Source organism: Nodosilinea sp. AN01ver1 (assembly GCF_050565655.1).
In the GTDB taxonomy this organism is placed as follows: Bacteria; Cyanobacteriota; Cyanobacteriia; order Phormidesmidales; family Phormidesmidaceae; genus Nodosilinea.
Map to the genome: position 1 here is coordinate 1 of NZ_JBNXVS010000041.1, position 15113 is coordinate 15113.

18 protein-coding genes and 2 tRNA genes are annotated in these 15113 nt (G+C 56.7%); 11 read left to right on the forward strand and 9 right to left on the reverse strand.

The window, feature by feature from the left end; genetic code table 11:
• Window positions 1-149: 149 nt before the first annotated feature.
• Window positions 150-440 (reverse strand): nucleotidyltransferase family protein, encoded by a 291-nt coding sequence (locus ACQ4N7_RS23475; protein ID WP_430713929.1) that lies wholly within the window; start codon window positions 438-440, stop codon window positions 150-152.
• 113 nt (window positions 441-553) lie between these two features.
• Here ACQ4N7_RS23475 and ACQ4N7_RS23480 point away from each other — a divergent pair, with 113 nt between their 5' ends.
• On the forward strand, window positions 554-1975 hold the full coding sequence (locus tag ACQ4N7_RS23480) for an amidohydrolase family protein (RefSeq protein WP_430713872.1): 1422 nt from the start codon (window positions 554-556) through the stop codon (window positions 1973-1975).
• Window positions 1976-2270: 295 nt separating this feature from the next.
• Here ACQ4N7_RS23480 and ACQ4N7_RS23485 read toward each other — a convergent pair whose 3' ends face one another.
• A complete protein-coding gene (locus tag ACQ4N7_RS23485) occupies window positions 2271-2843 on the reverse strand; it encodes a hypothetical protein (protein WP_430713873.1) in 573 nt (190 codons plus the stop codon).
• 331 nt (window positions 2844-3174) lie between these two features.
• Between ACQ4N7_RS23485 and ACQ4N7_RS23490 the strand changes: the two genes are divergently transcribed.
• Window positions 3175-3507, forward strand: a complete 333-nt coding sequence (locus ACQ4N7_RS23490; RefSeq protein ID WP_430713874.1) for a hypothetical protein — start codon at window positions 3175-3177, stop codon at window positions 3505-3507.
• Here ACQ4N7_RS23490 and ACQ4N7_RS23495 read toward each other — a convergent pair.
• Entirely contained in the window at window positions 3504-4949 is a 1446-nt protein-coding gene (locus tag ACQ4N7_RS23495; RefSeq protein WP_430713875.1) for a phospholipase D-like domain-containing protein, read from the reverse strand. The genes ACQ4N7_RS23490 and ACQ4N7_RS23495 overlap by 4 nt on opposite strands.
• Before the next feature lie 173 nt (window positions 4950-5122).
• On the opposite strand from ACQ4N7_RS23495, the gene ACQ4N7_RS23500 reads away from it, so the two are divergent.
• The 4 genes from ACQ4N7_RS23500 (at window position 5123) to ACQ4N7_RS23515 (ending at window position 8423) form a co-directional block, all read left to right on the forward strand.
• Window positions 5123-6157, forward strand: a complete 1035-nt coding sequence (locus ACQ4N7_RS23500; RefSeq protein ID WP_430713876.1) for a M42 family metallopeptidase — start codon at window positions 5123-5125, stop codon at window positions 6155-6157.
• 65 nt (window positions 6158-6222) lie between these two features.
• Complete coding sequence (locus tag ACQ4N7_RS23505; protein WP_430713877.1) at window positions 6223-6687, forward strand: CBS domain-containing protein; 465 nt, start codon at window positions 6223-6225, stop codon at window positions 6685-6687.
• A 123-nt stretch (window positions 6688-6810) separates the two neighbouring features.
• On the forward strand, window positions 6811-7476 hold the full coding sequence (gene nblB, locus ACQ4N7_RS23510; RefSeq protein WP_430713878.1) for a phycobilisome degradation protein NblB: 666 nt from the start codon (window positions 6811-6813) through the stop codon (window positions 7474-7476).
• 497 nt (window positions 7477-7973) lie between these two features.
• A complete protein-coding gene (locus tag ACQ4N7_RS23515; protein WP_430713879.1) occupies window positions 7974-8423 on the forward strand; it encodes an ATP-binding protein in 450 nt (149 codons plus the stop codon).
• 140 nt (window positions 8424-8563) lie between these two features.
• Here ACQ4N7_RS23515 and ACQ4N7_RS23520 read toward each other — a convergent pair whose 3' ends face one another.
• The gene (locus ACQ4N7_RS23520) at window positions 8564-8881 is read right to left on the reverse strand and encodes a DUF6439 family protein (protein WP_430713880.1); all 318 of its coding nucleotides are present in this window, start codon (window positions 8879-8881) and stop codon (window positions 8564-8566) included.
• Window positions 8882-8970: 89 nt separating this feature from the next.
• On the opposite strand from ACQ4N7_RS23520, the gene ACQ4N7_RS23525 reads away from it, so the two are divergent.
• From ACQ4N7_RS23525 to ACQ4N7_RS23535, 3 genes are all read left to right on the forward strand, one after another.
• Window positions 8971-9342 carry a hypothetical protein gene (locus tag ACQ4N7_RS23525; protein ID WP_430713881.1) on the forward strand — a complete coding sequence of 124 codons (372 nt, stop codon included), beginning with the start codon at window positions 8971-8973 and terminating at the stop codon, window positions 9340-9342.
• Between the two features lie 99 nt (window positions 9343-9441).
• Window positions 9442-9523 (forward strand) — tRNA-Tyr (locus ACQ4N7_RS23530).
• Between the two features lie 13 nt (window positions 9524-9536).
• Window positions 9537-9608, forward strand: a tRNA-Thr gene (locus ACQ4N7_RS23535).
• A gap of 105 nt (window positions 9609-9713) precedes the next feature.
• On the opposite strand, the gene ACQ4N7_RS23540 is transcribed toward ACQ4N7_RS23535, so the two are convergent.
• The 4 genes from ACQ4N7_RS23540 to ACQ4N7_RS23555 form a co-directional block, all read right to left on the reverse strand.
• On the reverse strand, window positions 9714-10643 hold the full coding sequence (locus ACQ4N7_RS23540; protein ID WP_430713882.1) for a lysophospholipid acyltransferase family protein: 930 nt from the start codon (window positions 10641-10643) through the stop codon (window positions 9714-9716).
• A gap of 98 nt (window positions 10644-10741) precedes the next feature.
• Window positions 10742-11221, reverse strand: a complete 480-nt coding sequence (locus ACQ4N7_RS23545) for a YchJ family protein (protein WP_430713883.1) — start codon at window positions 11219-11221, stop codon at window positions 10742-10744.
• 20 nt (window positions 11222-11241) lie between these two features.
• Window positions 11242-12297 (reverse strand): DUF4268 domain-containing protein, encoded by a 1056-nt coding sequence (locus ACQ4N7_RS23550; RefSeq protein WP_430713884.1) that lies wholly within the window; start codon window positions 12295-12297, stop codon window positions 11242-11244.
• A gap of 68 nt (window positions 12298-12365) precedes the next feature.
• The gene (locus ACQ4N7_RS23555) at window positions 12366-13370 is read right to left on the reverse strand and encodes a GDSL-type esterase/lipase family protein (protein WP_430713885.1); all 1005 of its coding nucleotides are present in this window, start codon (window positions 13368-13370) and stop codon (window positions 12366-12368) included.
• A gap of 278 nt (window positions 13371-13648) precedes the next feature.
• On the opposite strand from ACQ4N7_RS23555, the gene rplU reads away from it, so the two are divergent.
• Complete coding sequence (gene rplU, locus ACQ4N7_RS23560) at window positions 13649-14041, forward strand: 50S ribosomal protein L21 (protein ID WP_430713886.1); 393 nt, start codon at window positions 13649-13651, stop codon at window positions 14039-14041.
• 58 nt (window positions 14042-14099) lie between these two features.
• Window positions 14100-14375, forward strand: coding sequence for a 50S ribosomal protein L27 (gene rpmA / locus ACQ4N7_RS23565; RefSeq protein WP_194056749.1), 276 nt, complete (start codon window positions 14100-14102; stop codon window positions 14373-14375).
• Between the two features lie 140 nt (window positions 14376-14515).
• Here rpmA and ACQ4N7_RS23570 read toward each other — a convergent pair whose 3' ends face one another.
• Window positions 14516-14956: a hypothetical protein gene (locus ACQ4N7_RS23570; protein WP_430713887.1), complete on the reverse strand. Its 441-nt coding sequence runs from the start codon at window positions 14954-14956 to the stop codon at window positions 14516-14518.
• Window positions 14957-15113 lie beyond the last annotated feature (157 nt).

Below are 15113 nucleotides of genomic sequence, written 5' to 3' on the forward strand. Positions count from 1 at the left end.
TCATGGGGGACTGGGCAAACCGACGACTCCGGCCATGGCGATCGGCTTGTGCAATCGCTTGCTATCCACCCAGGAACTCCTCTGCCTGAGAGGGTTTCAAAGTATCTCCTGTTAACAGACCAGTGCCCTGCACTCGCGATCGCCAATTCCTAGAAGACACGTACTACATCCTCTAACACAGAGGATCGCAAGTGTTCTTTTAATGCGTTGATAGTACCCAGGTCAATGGAGCACTGAAGCAAATCTTCCAAAAAGTATTGAATATCAAAAACCTGAAAAAATCCTACTGGTTTAGAAAATTCTACCAAAATGTCTACATCACTTTCGGAATTAGCCTCATTGCGAGCGACAGATCCAAACAAGCCCAGCGATTTCACCCCCATGGCTTCGAGGGTCATTCTATGAGCTCTGATCTGATTGATAACTTCGTCTTGTCTAATGCCTGAGGACATCGTGTATCGGCAACAGATTCCTATTCCTACTGTACCAACGCTCTAGACTACTTTCCAGCTACCCACACCCTCACCCCAAAAATCTAAAATCCAAAATTTCTATGCAAACCCTCATCCAGTCCGTCCTCACCCTGCAAAACGGCACCCTCGAAGCGGTAGATGTGCTGCTGATGGGCGATCGCATTCACACGGTCGCCCCCGCCAACACTGTCCCTAGCGCTCCGCACCAGCGGGTGATCGACGGCACCGACAGACTGCTGCTGCCGGGGTTTGTCAATGGCCACACCCACTCATCGCAGGTTTGGCAGCGCGGGCTAATTCCTCAGCTGCCGCTGGAGCTGTGGCTGGCGAATGTGTTCGACTCGACGCCCAGGCAGCTCGATCAGTTCTACTGGGGCGCGGTGAGCACGGCGGTAGACACCCTGCTCTCTGGCGGCACCTGCGTCATGGATCACGCCTACGTCATCCCCGGTCAAGAACTGGAGACGGTGGCTGCACTGGTGCGGGGCTACAGAACCGTGGGCATTCGCGCGGTGATTGCGCCGCTGATTCAAGACTTGCCCTTTACGTTGGGCTTTCCCAAGGGGTGTCTGCTGCCCCAGTCGGCTTCGCCGCGCTCGGCGGCGGAACTGCTGGCCATGATGGAAGCGATCGCGGCTGAGTTCCACGATCCTGAGCATGGCATTTACATCGGCGTAGGGCCAACGGGGTTCCATCGCTGTTCGGATGAGCTGCTGACGGGCTGTGGGGAGCTGAGCGATCGCCGCAACCTCTGCTACCACACCCATCTGCTCGAAACCCGCGCCCAGCAGCGTCTCGCCCAGGAGCGCTACGGCATCAGCGCGGTGCAGCATTTACACAGCCTCGGCTGCCTCACTCCCCGCACCTCCCTGGCCCACGGCGTCTGGATTAGTGATGAGGATATTGCGCTACTGGCCTCTGTCGGCTCCACTCTGGTTCACAACCCGGTCAGCAACCTGCGCCTCGGCAGCGGGTTGGCCCCTATTCTCAAAGCTGTGCGAGCGGGGCTGAATGTCGCGATCGGCTGCGACGGAGCCGCCAGCAACGACGCCCAGAACATGCTGGAAGCGATCAAGCTGAGTACGATTTTGCACAATGTGACCGACAGCAATTACGAGCACTGGCTGACGCCAGAGCAGGCGGTGCAGATGGCGGTAGCCGGTGGCGCTAAGGCCGTGAACTTAGGCGATCGCACCGGCACCCTTACCCCCGGCATGGACGCCGATTTAATCCTCTATAACCTTGACCACCCGACCATGCTGCCCTGCACTAACCCGCTGCAGCTGCTGGTGCTGGGCCGACCAACTGATGTGGTAGAAGCGGCCTGGGTGCAGGGGCGACAGCTGGTCGATCAGGGCCAGTTACTCACCATAGACACTGCCGCCCTGCACCACACCCTACGCCACCGAGCTGTGGTCGGGCAAGAATCTCAGGCTCAGCATCACCTGGTTGAAGCTCACTATCGAGCCGTGATGCTTTCATCGGTCAGCAGCCTCCAATAGGCAGACTGTCGCCTCAACATGCTGTCCTCAGGAATGTCCTCAGGAATATTTTGAGATTGTCCTCAGGAATGTCCTCAGGACGTGTTAGACTAAGACCAAGGCTGAAGGGCTCAGGGAGATACCGCCCCCACTGGTGGGTTTAGCTCCCGCTGGCAAACTCTTGACGCCAGAGCGGTTAACAGCCCGTCACCCTCCCAAAAAGAGAGGTGATGCCAGTGCTACCACCAACATCACCAAAGGAAAAAAAGAAAACAACTAACTTGCATTTAGACCAGCACTGCAACTGCTGGTCTTTTTATTTTAAGCGCTTTGTGACTCTCCACGCAATTTCGCCGTTTTTTCGATACCCAGAGCGGCTGAAAACAAACCCAGCCTCAAAAAAACGATCGCCAAACCCCTCTACTTCTCTGGGCGACAAATCCATTAGCCCAGCCAGTTCGCTGGTGCTAAACAGCCAGCCGTTGCGGGCTGCATTTTCAAGGGTTTCAAAATACTTGAGGGGGTCGGGTTCAGGCCCCATGCCCACCCGGCCTATGACTTCGGAAACAATGGCGCTAATTAATCCCCCAAAATCGCCAGGGGTAGTCGCCAAAGCAGACCCATTACTCGACTGGCCGTTGCCATTGTTACCTGGTCGCTTTCGCAGCCCCCGCGCCTCAACAAACTCAGCCGCGCTGCCACCCTGGTTAATGAAGGTATGCAGTTCATCCATCATCCGCAGCTCTTGGGCACCGATATACGATCGCTGCCCTACCTTTTTTGGCGCAATGCCTAGCTGCTCCATCCGCTTATACACAGCGCTGCGAGCCAGGCTATAGCGATCTTGCAGCTGATTGACTGGATACCGATCAATTTCCCCGGGGTTCATCGCCATCCTCTGGACAATCCTCAGGATATTGCTTCAGTATGGCCTAGAATCCCGTCCTCTGGATAGTCCTCAGGATAATTTTGACAATCCGTAGAGCAATCAGGATCCAGGGTAAGTTTCTCAATCAAGTCGGGCTAGCCAGGGAAGTATCGCGAGCAGAAGCAGAAGCTATTTACCTTTTACGACTAACCAGAATGGTTGGATTCAAACTTGCCAAAAGTTGGCAAGGAAAAATAATCAGATCATGAAAAGAGTTGCCGAGAGCGGGGCAATGGCAGACATAGGTATAAATCTATAGTTCTATAGGGTTGACGTGATGAGATTTTGCGCAATGAGTACAACCTTCTATCCGTGGAACGTGCAGGCGCTGGTCGATTGGCTCAAGCTAGAACTGGCAGAGCGGGGCAGCTTGCAACACCTGGCGGCAGCGCTGCAAATACCGCCCCATGTTCTCAACGGCTGGTTTAAGAGCGCGACACCTACCATCACCCTGCAGCAAATTCGGCACATTGCCCAGTATCGGGGCTGGAGCGTGCAGCAAACCCTGAGCTGGCTCAAGCTTAAATCGACGCATATAGAAGAGCTAATTGCCCAAGATATGCTCAGCGATCGCGTTAGCTGGAGCGAGGCCAAGGCCCTGTGGTTTGGCCCTCCCGCAGCTTAGAAGCCACACTGCTGCTTTTGCTGGGCGATCGTAGCCTGTAGCTGCGGCGTTAGACCTAGACTAGCGCCATCGTACAGCCGCTGAAACTCGCGCTCAAAGTGGGCTGCCACGGTAGCATTGCGAATCACCAGCAGGTTTTCATCATTGGTGGTGTTGGCTGCCTGGCTCCAGTTTTGCGAACCCACCAGCACAATCGATTGGTCGAGCACCGCAAATTTGTGGTGCAGCTTGTCACCCATCGGTAGCACAGGCACCCCCACCGTCGTGACAGGAGTAGCCCAGGGCACGCTATTGTCACGCTTGCAGTTGTGGTCAGGCAGCGTCACACCCAGCATGTCGAGGCCTTCGCTATAGCTGCGGTAGGCAAAACCAGGGTCAATCAGGGTTTGGATTGGCACCCCTCGATTAGCCAACGGCAGCAGCTGGTCACTAATCGCCTGCTCAGAAAATACAAACAGCGCCAGGTGAACGCTCTGGGTCGCCTGGCCCAAGGTCTTAGCAATCAATCCGTTCACACTCTGCGCCCAGGGCTTCGTTTTGGAGGTAGGCGAAAACTGCACCTCCAGCACCGAACCCGGCGTAGAAACCAGGGCTGCAGCCCGGTGGGGTTTTTGCAGGCCAAATAGGCTGTCGGGCTGTCCCCCAGGCCCATCGCCCCACATCAGGTCAAATTCTTGCTGAAACCGCTGGCCCAGCGGTGAACTGTCGATGACCAAAATGCTATTGGCATTGCCCCGGCTATCGGGATCGGCAAAGTCACCGTGGGTGCAGCTGAGCGTCCAGTTTGCGGAGCCAGTGACGACAGTGCGGCCATCGATCACCATAAATTTGTGGTGCATCAGGCCGCTGCCCTTGCTGCCATCGGCGGTGTCATCGATCAGCGGAATGTTGGCTTCGGCCAGAATGGTCAGGGCATCGCGATCGCGCAACTCCTCCTCACTCAGCACCCCGTCCTGGTTGGCGTCAATAAAGGTATACAGGTCGTTGGCCTTCGCCTCGTCATGCTCATCGAGCTGGGCGATCGCCGCCGGGCTGCCCCGCTGCGACATGGGGGTGCTGTAGGTGTTCTCGACCACCACCCGCACCTCTATTCCAGCCGCCTTTTTCTGGCTAAGGGCGTGGGCGATCCCCGGCAGCGAAAACTCGTGCACCGCTATATCAATAGAGGACTGGGCTGTTGCGATCGCGTCGATCACCACCTGCTCCAGGTTATCTCCGTGCCGGGTGATGTGGCGGTAGGGGTCGGTGTAGATCGCCGCCTGGTTTTGATTGAAATACGCCTGAATGTACGGATCCTGCGGCAGGGGATCGAGCGTGGGCAGGGTAGCCTCGCTGTGGAAGCGGCTGCTAACCCCTACAAACAGCAGGAGCCCAATCCCAAACCCGATCCCCCAGCGCACCCAAGGAGATTTAGGCCAGACCGTCCGAATTGTTGGATGCACAAGATTGAAAAATTTCGTTATGTCTAGGAAGCCCAGCGCAGGGATATGGCTAACAGGCAGGCGTGAGTGCGTGGGTGCGTGAGTGCGTGAGTGAGAAAATAGAGTCAGCAGCAAAACTCACCTACCCACCTACCCATCCACCCACCTACCCATCCACCCAATCCACCTACCCCATGTCCTACGACGACCTTTTCAAGCAAATTACCGACCTGGTTATGTGCCATTCTCCCAGCGGTGCGGAGGAGGAGATCAATCAGTACCTCATCGAAGCTCTGGCCCGTTTAGGGGTAGACCACTGGCGCGATGAGGCCGACAACATCATTGCCAAAATTCCTGGGCGCGACGACAGCCGCGCAGTTGCCATCACCGCCCACAAAGACGAAATTGGCACCTTGGTTAAAAGCATCTATACCGATGGCCGGGTGTCGGTACGCAAGCTGGGCGGCTCGTTCCCCTGGGTTTACGGCGAGGGTGTGATGGATTTGCTTGGGGATCACCAGACCATTAGCGGCATTTTGAGCTTCGGCTCGCGCCATGTCTCTCACGAGTCGCCCCAGAAAGTGCAGCAGGAGAGCAAGCCCGTTACCTGGGAAACCGCCTGGGTTGAGACCAAGCGATCGCCTGAAGAACTCGCCGCCGCTGGCATTCGCCCCGGTACGCGGGTGGTGGTGGGCAAGCACCGCAAGCGGCCCTTTCGCATGGGCGACCACATCGCTAGCTACACCCTTGACAACAAAGCCTCTTTAGCGATTTTGCTGATGCTAGCCGAGCGTTTGACGCAGCCGCCCGTCACCGTATATCTAGTAGCCTCGGCCAAGGAAGAGGTAGGTGCGATCGGGGCTCTCTACTTCTCCCAGCGCCACCGGCTAGAAGCTCTCATTGCCCTGGAGATTTGCCCTCTGGCGGCAGAATATCCCATTCAGGCAGGTGAGATTCCCGTCTTGCTCAGTCAGGATGCTTACGGCCTCTACGATGAGGGGCTAAATGCCGAGCTGCGACGGGCCGCCGTCAACCACAACCTGCCAGTGCAGATGGCGGTAATCAGCGGCTTTGGCAGCGATGGCTCAATCGCGATGAAGTTTGGCCACGTGTCGCGGGCGGCCTGTCTCAGCTTTCCCACCCACAACACCCACGGCTATGAAATTGCCCACCTGGGTGCGATCGCTCGCTGCGCCGAGATTTTAGAGCGTTACTGTAACGACCTGTGACCAGCCAACCGGTTAGCCGAGAACCTTTTTTAGAATGAGAAATAAAGCTCACTACAACCAATCCTATGGCCAAAACCGTTGCAGACGTGATGACCCCGAACCCGATCTCGGTGACCCCCGACACCGTGCTGAAGGATGCCATTCAGCTGATGGCCGACAATCACGTCGGTGGCCTACCGGTCATCAATGCAGACAACGATCTGGTGGGCATTTTGTCAGAATCTGACCTGATGTGGCAAACTACCGGCATTGATATGCCTGCCTACATCATGCTGCTCGACAGTGTGATCTACCTCAAAAATCCCACCCAGTACAACCAGGAACTCCACAAAGCCCTGGGCCAGTTGGTTAAAGATGTGATGACCGATCACGTGATTACTGTCGAGCCCGACAAGTCACTGCGCGAAGCGGCTCACCTCATGCACGACAAAAAAGTGCGCCGTCTGCCCGTGGTCAATAGCGAGAAACAGGTCGTTGGCATCCTGACCCGAGGCGATATTGTGCGCGAAATGGCGAATAGCTATACGTAGGTGAGTGCGTGGGTGTGTAGGTGCGTGGGTGGGTGGTAAGCAAAGCCCCACCTATACCCCCCCTATCGCTGATCCCCAAAATGGTCGATAGTAGATAGAGCAGAATTGTGTTCACCCCTACAGATGGCTATCACCCCAGACTCGGTTCGAGAACTGCTCCACTCCGATGACTACGGGGATCGGTTGCGGGCCGTTAATCAACTGCGCGAACTAGCGCCAGAAGAAGCTTTTGAGCTGGTGCAGCTCGCTGCTAACGATGGCAATGCCCGCGTCCGCTATGCCGCCATTAGCCAAATTTCCAGCCTGGGTCAGCAAGATGTAGCCACGGTAGAACCGCTGCTGCTGCGATCGCTCACCAGTGACCCCGAACCCGATGTGCAGGCCGCCGCCGCCGACACCATTGGCGGGCTCAAGCTCAAAAGCGCCTATCCTGAGCTGGCCGCCCTGTATCACAGCACTGAAGAATGGCTGGTGAAATTTAGCATTGTGGCGGCCCTAGGCGAACTGGGCGAGCCCAACGCCTTTGAACTTCTGCAAGAAGCGCTGGGCTCAGAGAATGAGCTGATCGCCACCGCCGCCATTGGGGCTCTGGGCGAACTGGGCGATCGCCGCGCCCTGCCCCTACTGCTCAACCACACCAGCCATCCCGATTGGCAGGTACGCCACCGGCTGGTGCAGGCTTTAGCCCAGTTTTCAGACCCCGAGGCCCAGGCTGCGCTGCAGCAGCTGACCCAGGATGAGTCTGAAATTGTTGCGGGTGCGGCCCAACAGCATTTAGGTAACGCCTAGGGATAACGCCTATCATTGCGTTCTCTAAGTAGACTATTTTTAAGCTGCTTAACATTGCGCAACTTTTTCCTCATACTGTGTTTCAAAGCAGCAAGTTTTGGGCTCAGCCGCGATCGCTTTACGGCTGCTTGCCCAGAGTCTTGGCAGCAGCAAATAGACTTTTATCGAGGCAAAAGAGCCTTTATTAGGGTGGTTTAGCCTCAGATTGACGACCGTTGACGAGGCCCAGGCAAAGTTTGCTATAGTGAAATAGTAGTCTTATTACTACAACCGCAGCGCTTGCATTGCCTTGAGTTTTAGCTCAAACAAACCTTTGAGCCCTACGGTTACCCAATAAAAATTGCTAAGAACGAAGCACAGAGCCTAATTCTAAGCAACACATAAAAAATAAAAATAGTTTATTGGTTGTTCAAAAATTGATTTTGATTGGTTAATGTCTGTCCCTCTGGTCAGGCTTTCTTACAACTACTCAACTCAAGACATTGGAGATGGCCTGAGTGATTGCAACTTCTCCACCTGCACAGCAGCAAAAATGGGACACCCTGAGCTTTGTATCAACGCTGTATTTGCAGCCTGTACTAGAGCTTCTGCTGAAAGATGTTCCCCCGCCTTGGCGCGCTGAAGTGCGTCTTGGCTTACAAGAAGCGCTTGTCAACGCCGCTAAGCACGGTAACCGCCTTGATCCGGCTAAATGCATTTCGGTGCGGTATACCGCTTCGGCCTCGCACCTGTGGTGGATAATTGCAGACCAGGGCAGTGGATTTAGCTATCCCTGTGGTTGCGACGAAGCTAAAGACAACAACTGCACCTCGCACCCCGGCGAATGTGGGCGTGGGCTATACATTCTTTACCAAGTCTTTGATCAGGTGAATTGGTACAACGACGGGCGCGAGCTGCATTTAAGTAAGGTGGTGCGACAGCCCCGTCGGCTGCCGCTGATTCACTAAGGCGTGTCGGCAACTCTGGCCGTAATCCTGCTTCCATCGGTATTGCCACACCCAATCCAAAAGAGCAGACTAGAGGCTGTCAATATTGATCATCGGGCCACCAGCAGTCAGTTGATCAAAGCCCCTAGGGTTTACGGTGTTTAGTCGTTTGGCAATCGCGTTTTGCGCTCTCCGTGGGTAGGGCAGGGGGGCGCTTGCAGGCTGTGATTCAGCCAGCCAGTGGCTTGTTCAACTCGCACCAGGGCTTCTTCAGTATTTTGTTTGAGCAAAAACACCAGCGCTGCCGCCAGTTGCTCGCTGGCTCGCACCCGGCGATCGCGGTTTAGCCGATGCCAGTCGGCAGGTTTAATCGCCAGTCGCTCTGCCAACAGCTGGGCCAGTTCCAGGTCGCTCAGCTCATTGGCAGGCTTAGCAGTCGGAGCCTGAGACGTCATTGATGGATCAAACGAAAAAGCCATAGTTACTGAGACCAGATGGGGTTAACTAAAGATGTCGCCTGCTTTAGAATGCCGCAGGCAGAACTCTTCTCTACACACATTTTGCACTAATGAACCTAGGTCATTGGCGAAAGCGGTACCACAGCCAGCGAGGCGCAATTGGCGATACCCCCGAAGCTCCTCGGCTAGCCGAGCTGATGCAGCAGCTAGAAGGCCTTGAGACGCGCCTGCACCAGCTCAAGGCTGGGGTCGCTAACCTGGTGCAGCTACAGCAGCTACAGGACGCGCCCCCCACCGATGCCCAGCGATCGGCGCAGGAAATAGCCCACCTGCAGGAAACCGCCGACAACTTTGAGCTGGAGCTGGCCAGCCGGGTCGTGAGCTGGCAACATCTGCAAGAACCCTTTTGGCAGGCCGTTCGGTTTGGCGGGCTGGGGCTTTTAATCGGCTGGTGCCTGGCCTGGTTTGTCTACGCTCGATAGGCTGTCAGCAACTTAGCCGCAAAACTTTGCCGCAAAACTTTTTAGATTGTCCAAAACAAATTCCCCTTACATGCTAGGATTATAAATCGTGGATAGGGCGGGTCGGTGCCCGAGTGGTTAATGGGGGTGGACTGTAAATCCACTGGCTACGCCTACGCTGGTTCGAATCCAGCCCGGCCCATCCACGACAATTTGCCCTTATAGCTCAGCGGTAGAGCACTCCCTTGGTAAGGGAGAGGTCACGAGTTCAAGTCTCGTTAAGGGCTTTCAAAGGCGCAACCAGGCAATAGCTTGTTAATGCGTCGTTGACGCCTAGGTTTAGGCTGAGCCTGAATCTACGCAGCGGGTTGATAGGCAATACCAGACTGGCGCTACCAAAACAGGTGGTCGAGCCAGTGGTTGAGCAGCTTCGGCCCCTGGGGTTCCTGGTAGTCGGCTGGCAGCAATGCCTGAAAGGCCTGCTCTAGATCGGCTAGGGCGGCGTCGATCGCGGCGCGCTTGGGCCTGGGCTGGTGAGGCACATGCACTGGTGGCCCAAACCGCAGGGTTAGCCGCTTGCGGAAGTAGAGGGTTTTGGTACCGATAATCGCTACTGGGTAGATGGGCACCCCCGATCGCATGGCGTAGAGTACGGAACCCCGCTTGAGCGCGTGCATTTGACCTTCCTGCTCGCCCAGGCGGCCTTCGGGAAACAGCATAATGCCGTCGCCGCGGGCCAGCAGCGACTGCACCGCCTGATCAATCTGCCGCATCTGCTGAATAGAGCTGCCGTTGGGTACGTGGTCTCGAATCTCGGTGGCGAGGGAAACAAGATCGCCTTGGCCCCTGTCGGCGGCGGCCATAACGGCGACCTCTTCCTTCCACCAGCGCTCTAGGGGGATGACGCCCCCGGCCCAGCCAATCAGCGATCGCTTCCACCACTTGTTATATAGCGTGCGGGCATCGCCCAGGATGTAGTAGTAGGGGCAGGGTGGGCAGAAGGCCAACAGCAGGAATGGATCCAAATGGCTCAGGTGATTGGCGGTCAGCACGTTGGGCTGGGTGGGAATGTGCTCTGGATTTTCGATTCGCACTCGAAAGAAGCTTTTGATCAGGCGGCGCATTACCCAGCGACGAAACCAGCCGCTCACTCGCTGGTCGGCGGTGCCCGCCGCGATCGCGCTGAGTTCGTCCAAATCATCTGCTATACAATGCCGCACGACCGGGTCTTGAGAAATGGCAACGCCCTCGCGCACCCGGTCGAGCACCTCAGGCGTAAGCACAACCTCCTCAGCGGGCTGGATGGTGGTGAAGTCTGTCATAGCGGCGATGGGTAGTGCCCTGAGCAAATAAATTGTTTTGAGTATGAATGGCCTGGGCAGGGCAGAAGCACCGACTGCGGTAATTCTTAAAACTTTGATCAGCGCCCGTGGCAAACCTTGTACTTTTTGCCGCTGCCGCACCAGCAGGGCTCGCTGCGTTTGGGCACCAGCGGCGGCAGGGCGTCACCATCGACGTAGAACCAGCGCTCTTTTTGGCGCACAAATCGCGATCGCTCGTGCACCTGCCCCGGCTTGGGGTCTTCGTAGTAAGCGACAAACTCCACCACGCCCTGGCGATCAGTTATTTGCCCCGCCTCGGTAGCGAGTACCCGCAAGCCTAGCCAGCGAGTCGTGGCCATGCTCTGCCCAATCGCCGCTCGCTGTCCCCCATAGCGCTGGGTAGGATGATGGGTAGCGATTAAATAGTCAACGTCGCCCTGGTGGTAAGCGGTATAGCGCGATCGCATCAGCGTCTCAGCGGTAGGAGCTGTCCCATTCCCTAGCAAATAGGGCTGGCAGCAAGTTCCAAAGCGCTCCCCACTGCCACAGGGACAAGCATCAGCAGGCATCATATTCATTCACCCACCCATCTACTCCCTCATCCCCGAGGCTGCGCTGGCAAAATCAGCGCATCGTTCAAGTCGGTGGCTCGATGGCGCGGCAGGGGCTGATAGCTATTCGCATCGAGTTGCTTAATGCGGTCAAAGAAAGTTTCGTAGAACCGCTCCAGGCAGTCGCAAAACCAGGCCTGGTAGGTGGGCCACAGGCCGCGATCGCCCAGGTCGACATCTGTTAGAGCGCTAGCCACCATGCAGATCTGATCCCCAGCGCCATCCCAAATCAACGGTAGGCCAATGTTGTCGGCGATCGCTTCGCGCTCCTGGGCCAGCAGGTGAAAGTGGGGCTGGGCATCGATCCCCGACAGCAGCAGTTCGGTGTAGAGACTGTTGTGATCGCGATCGAGAATAGCATTGAGGCGAAACCCAGCTCGGGCAATGGCAAACCCCATCGTCGCTTCGATCGAGGGAGACCCAGATTTGACCAGGCTACCCACGCGATCCAGGCGATCGCACAGGCCGCTCCAGAAGTCCAAATTTTCCTGCTGGAGTTCGGTCAGGGGTTCAGGCTCTGGCTCAGTGGGGAGGTCTGCTTCAGCATCAGCAGATTCTTCAAGCTCGGCATCGCTGTCGTCTACAGCGCCGTAGATGGGCATAAAATTGGCCGCCATCGCCGCTTTGCCAATGCTCCACAGCTCCACTGTGACGCCTACAAACATGACCTCACTCGTCTGCTCCAGCCAGTCGAGGGTAGGGCCAACATCTGTAGAAAATGCTGGAGCAACCCAAATTACCATTGTTGTCTTGGCCTTCGCGGCCCAGCTCAACAGGCGGCCCAGGTCAGCCGCCTCAGGCGTGCCCAGGTGACCCGCTAACAGCACCGTCTCGCTCTCGGCTTCTAGCAGCAGGGTGAAAGCCTCAGACTGCGCCTCATCGGTTTCTGGCAGCGACAGCTCCAGCCCTACGGATTCGCTCAATAGCTCCAGGGTTTCCGCATCCGTTAGCCACTGCTGAAAATCGGCCTGGGTCTGCCAATAGTCGGTGGGGTCGAGTTTCTGCAGTCTTCCCAGCTTGGGTTTGGCAGATCGCTTAGGCACGGGTATTCGCTCGGGCAAAGGGCAATAGCTGATCCTATTATGGCGCGGCCCCGGCCCACAAACTCAGTTTAGGGGCTGACCAGGGCCGCCTGCCAGAGGCTATACCCCTGGGGGCTGAGGTGCAGCCCGTCGGTCGTCAGGTCTAGTCGCAGCAGGCCCTGGCCATCGCTAAAGGTCGGCTGCAAATCAACAAAGGTCGCCTCCTGGTAACCGGCCAGCATAGCCAGTCGCTGGTTGACGCGCTGAATGCGATCGCTGGGTATATCTCTCAGCCGCGTCGGCAGGATGGAGTACACCACCAGCTGGGCCTGGGGATGCTGCTGCTTCAGGCGCACCATCATTTGGTAGAGGTTGTCTAGCACCTCTGCCTCGGGCACTCCGTTTTTCAGGTCATTGATGCCCGCCATCACGTGAATGGTCTGGGGACGAGTGCTCGCGAAGTAGTGCAGTCGCTGGAGCATGTGGGTCGTGGTTTCGCCCGAGATACTCTGGTTGAGCCAGAGCTGGCCGGGAGGCAGCGCGTCTACAGGCAGCCACAGGGCTAAAGAATCACCGACCATCACGGCTAGAGTGGCCTGTCCCTGGTGGCGGGCCATGGTTGCGGCCTCGGCGGCCAGCAGCCTCTGCCAATCGCTCTGGGTAGGGGATGTAAAGGCCCGCTGCCACTGATTGAGGTACCGCTGGGGTACCGCCTGGGCATATAGCTCACCAGCCGCCAGGGCCGCCATACGGAACTGGTAAAGCTGCGAGCCGGTAACGGGTTTGAAATAGGTACTGCCCAGCGGTGGCCCCGGACGACGGCTAGGGGTCATCACCTGGTTGGGGCTGGGCCAGCGGTTGATGGCGGCCTCCATCGACGGGGTCTGCTGAGTAGTCACCGGAGCTGTCACCGCCATGGTGCGATCGCTCTTGCGGACAGAGTGAGGGTAGACCGACTGTTCTGTGGACCCAGAGAAGCTGGTCTGAGCAGGCGGTCGTGTGGCCATCGCATCGGCTTCTACTGCACCAGCCGTCTCCAGCGGAGCCGCCGCGCCGCTGACCATAAGCTGAGCCGCCAAAAGCCAAACATCCATACTTGCGCTCCCCATATTCGCGCCCGGTTTCGCGCTCTGGTATAGAACTCTCAATTTCTTTTCCGCGCCAAAACTCCGCCCATCAGGATAAATCACCAGTTTCTTTGAGCCTTTGCGCTGGTTTTGCGCCTAGGCCCTTGACAGAGCAGGAACCCAGTTGGAATAATGAAAGACTGTGTTTATGCGCTCGGATCAGGTTCCTAAGGCTAACGTCTCCCGCGTGGAGCCCGAGTTTTGGGGTCAGTTGGCACCTGTACGGCGGTTATGAGGTAAAAGAAATGACGTATGCAATTGTTGAAGCCGGTGGTAAGCAGCTCCGGGTTGAGCCGGGTCGCTTCTACGACATCGACCGTCTGGCTCTAGAAGTCGATGACGAAGTCACCCTGGAGCGGGTGCTGTTTGTTGACAACGACGGCGAAGCTCTGGTGGGTCAGCCTGTGGTAGACGGTGCAACCGTGACCGGCAGCGTTGTCAGCCACCTGCGGGGCCGCAAAGTTATCGTCTACAAGATGCAGCCCAAAAAGAAAACCCGCAAAAAGCAGGGCCACCGCCAAGAACTCACCCGAGTCATGATCAACTCAATTCAGGTGAACGGCAAGGCGATCGCAGGCGAAGCTGCCGCTAAAGCAGCCCCAGCCGCAGCAGAAACGGCCGATGCTGATGCCGAATAGCTCGGCACCCCCATCTCGCGCTAGATTAAACAGTAGGTAGGTTAAGGACGACACAGCCATGGCTCACAAGAAAGGTACCGGTAGTACTCGTAACGGGCGCGACTCAAACGCTAAGCGCCTGGGCGTCAAGCGCTATGGTGGCGAAGCCGTGCGCGCAGGCAATATTTTGATTCGGCAGCGAGGCACCAAAATTCACCCTGGTGAAAACGTAGGTCGCGGCGGTGACGATACTCTGTTTGCCCTAGTCGATGGCGTTGTCACCTTTGAGCGTCGCGGCAAGAGCGGCAAAAAAGTCAGCGTTTACCCCGCTGCCGCTGCTGTAGCTGCTGTCTAGGTTTAAGTATCAAAGACCGGGTTCCTGGCAGCGATCCAAAGAGTTCTAGGATTAGCTCAATCAGTGCCTGGTCTTTCATTGGCCAATAAAAAAAAGCTCCTCGCCAGTGAGGAGCTTTTTTTATTGGCTGGAGCCAGCGACTAGTCCAGGTAGCCCATCAGAATAGCAACCGGAGGATCTACATCATCGTTGTCGGCGATGGGGCGATCGCCGGGCAGCGTGTGAATATCGGCAATGTGCAGGTGGCTGACAGCAACCGGGCGGTGCCCAGGCAACGTATCAACGGTCGAAATTTCGAAAGTATTAGCGGCAATGGGGCGAACGCCAGCGCGATCGAGCGTGCCTACAATTTCAAAGGTGCTAAGGGCAATGGGGCGATGGTTGGGCAGGCTATCGGTTTCAACAACACGAGTGTTGTCAGACAGCACCATAACGTCGTGGTTGTTAAGGGCAGCTTTCACAATATCGCCGCCAGCTGAGGCAGCGCGCTTGGTGCGGTTGCCTCGGGTAGAACGGCTGCTAGTGGCTTCTTTTTCGGGGGTATCGGCACTACCGTTGCTAGAGTCGTTGGTCGTGGTCATAGGGGAAAAGTCCTTATTGCTGCAACAGCCGCCCAAGGGGCGAAACGTTGGGGTAACTATGAAAGGAAGTTAATAACCTAGAGCCTGCCTGGACGCATGCTGCCAGTGATAGGCAAACCCGCCATAAACAGGACTATTAAGTAAATATTATACTTTG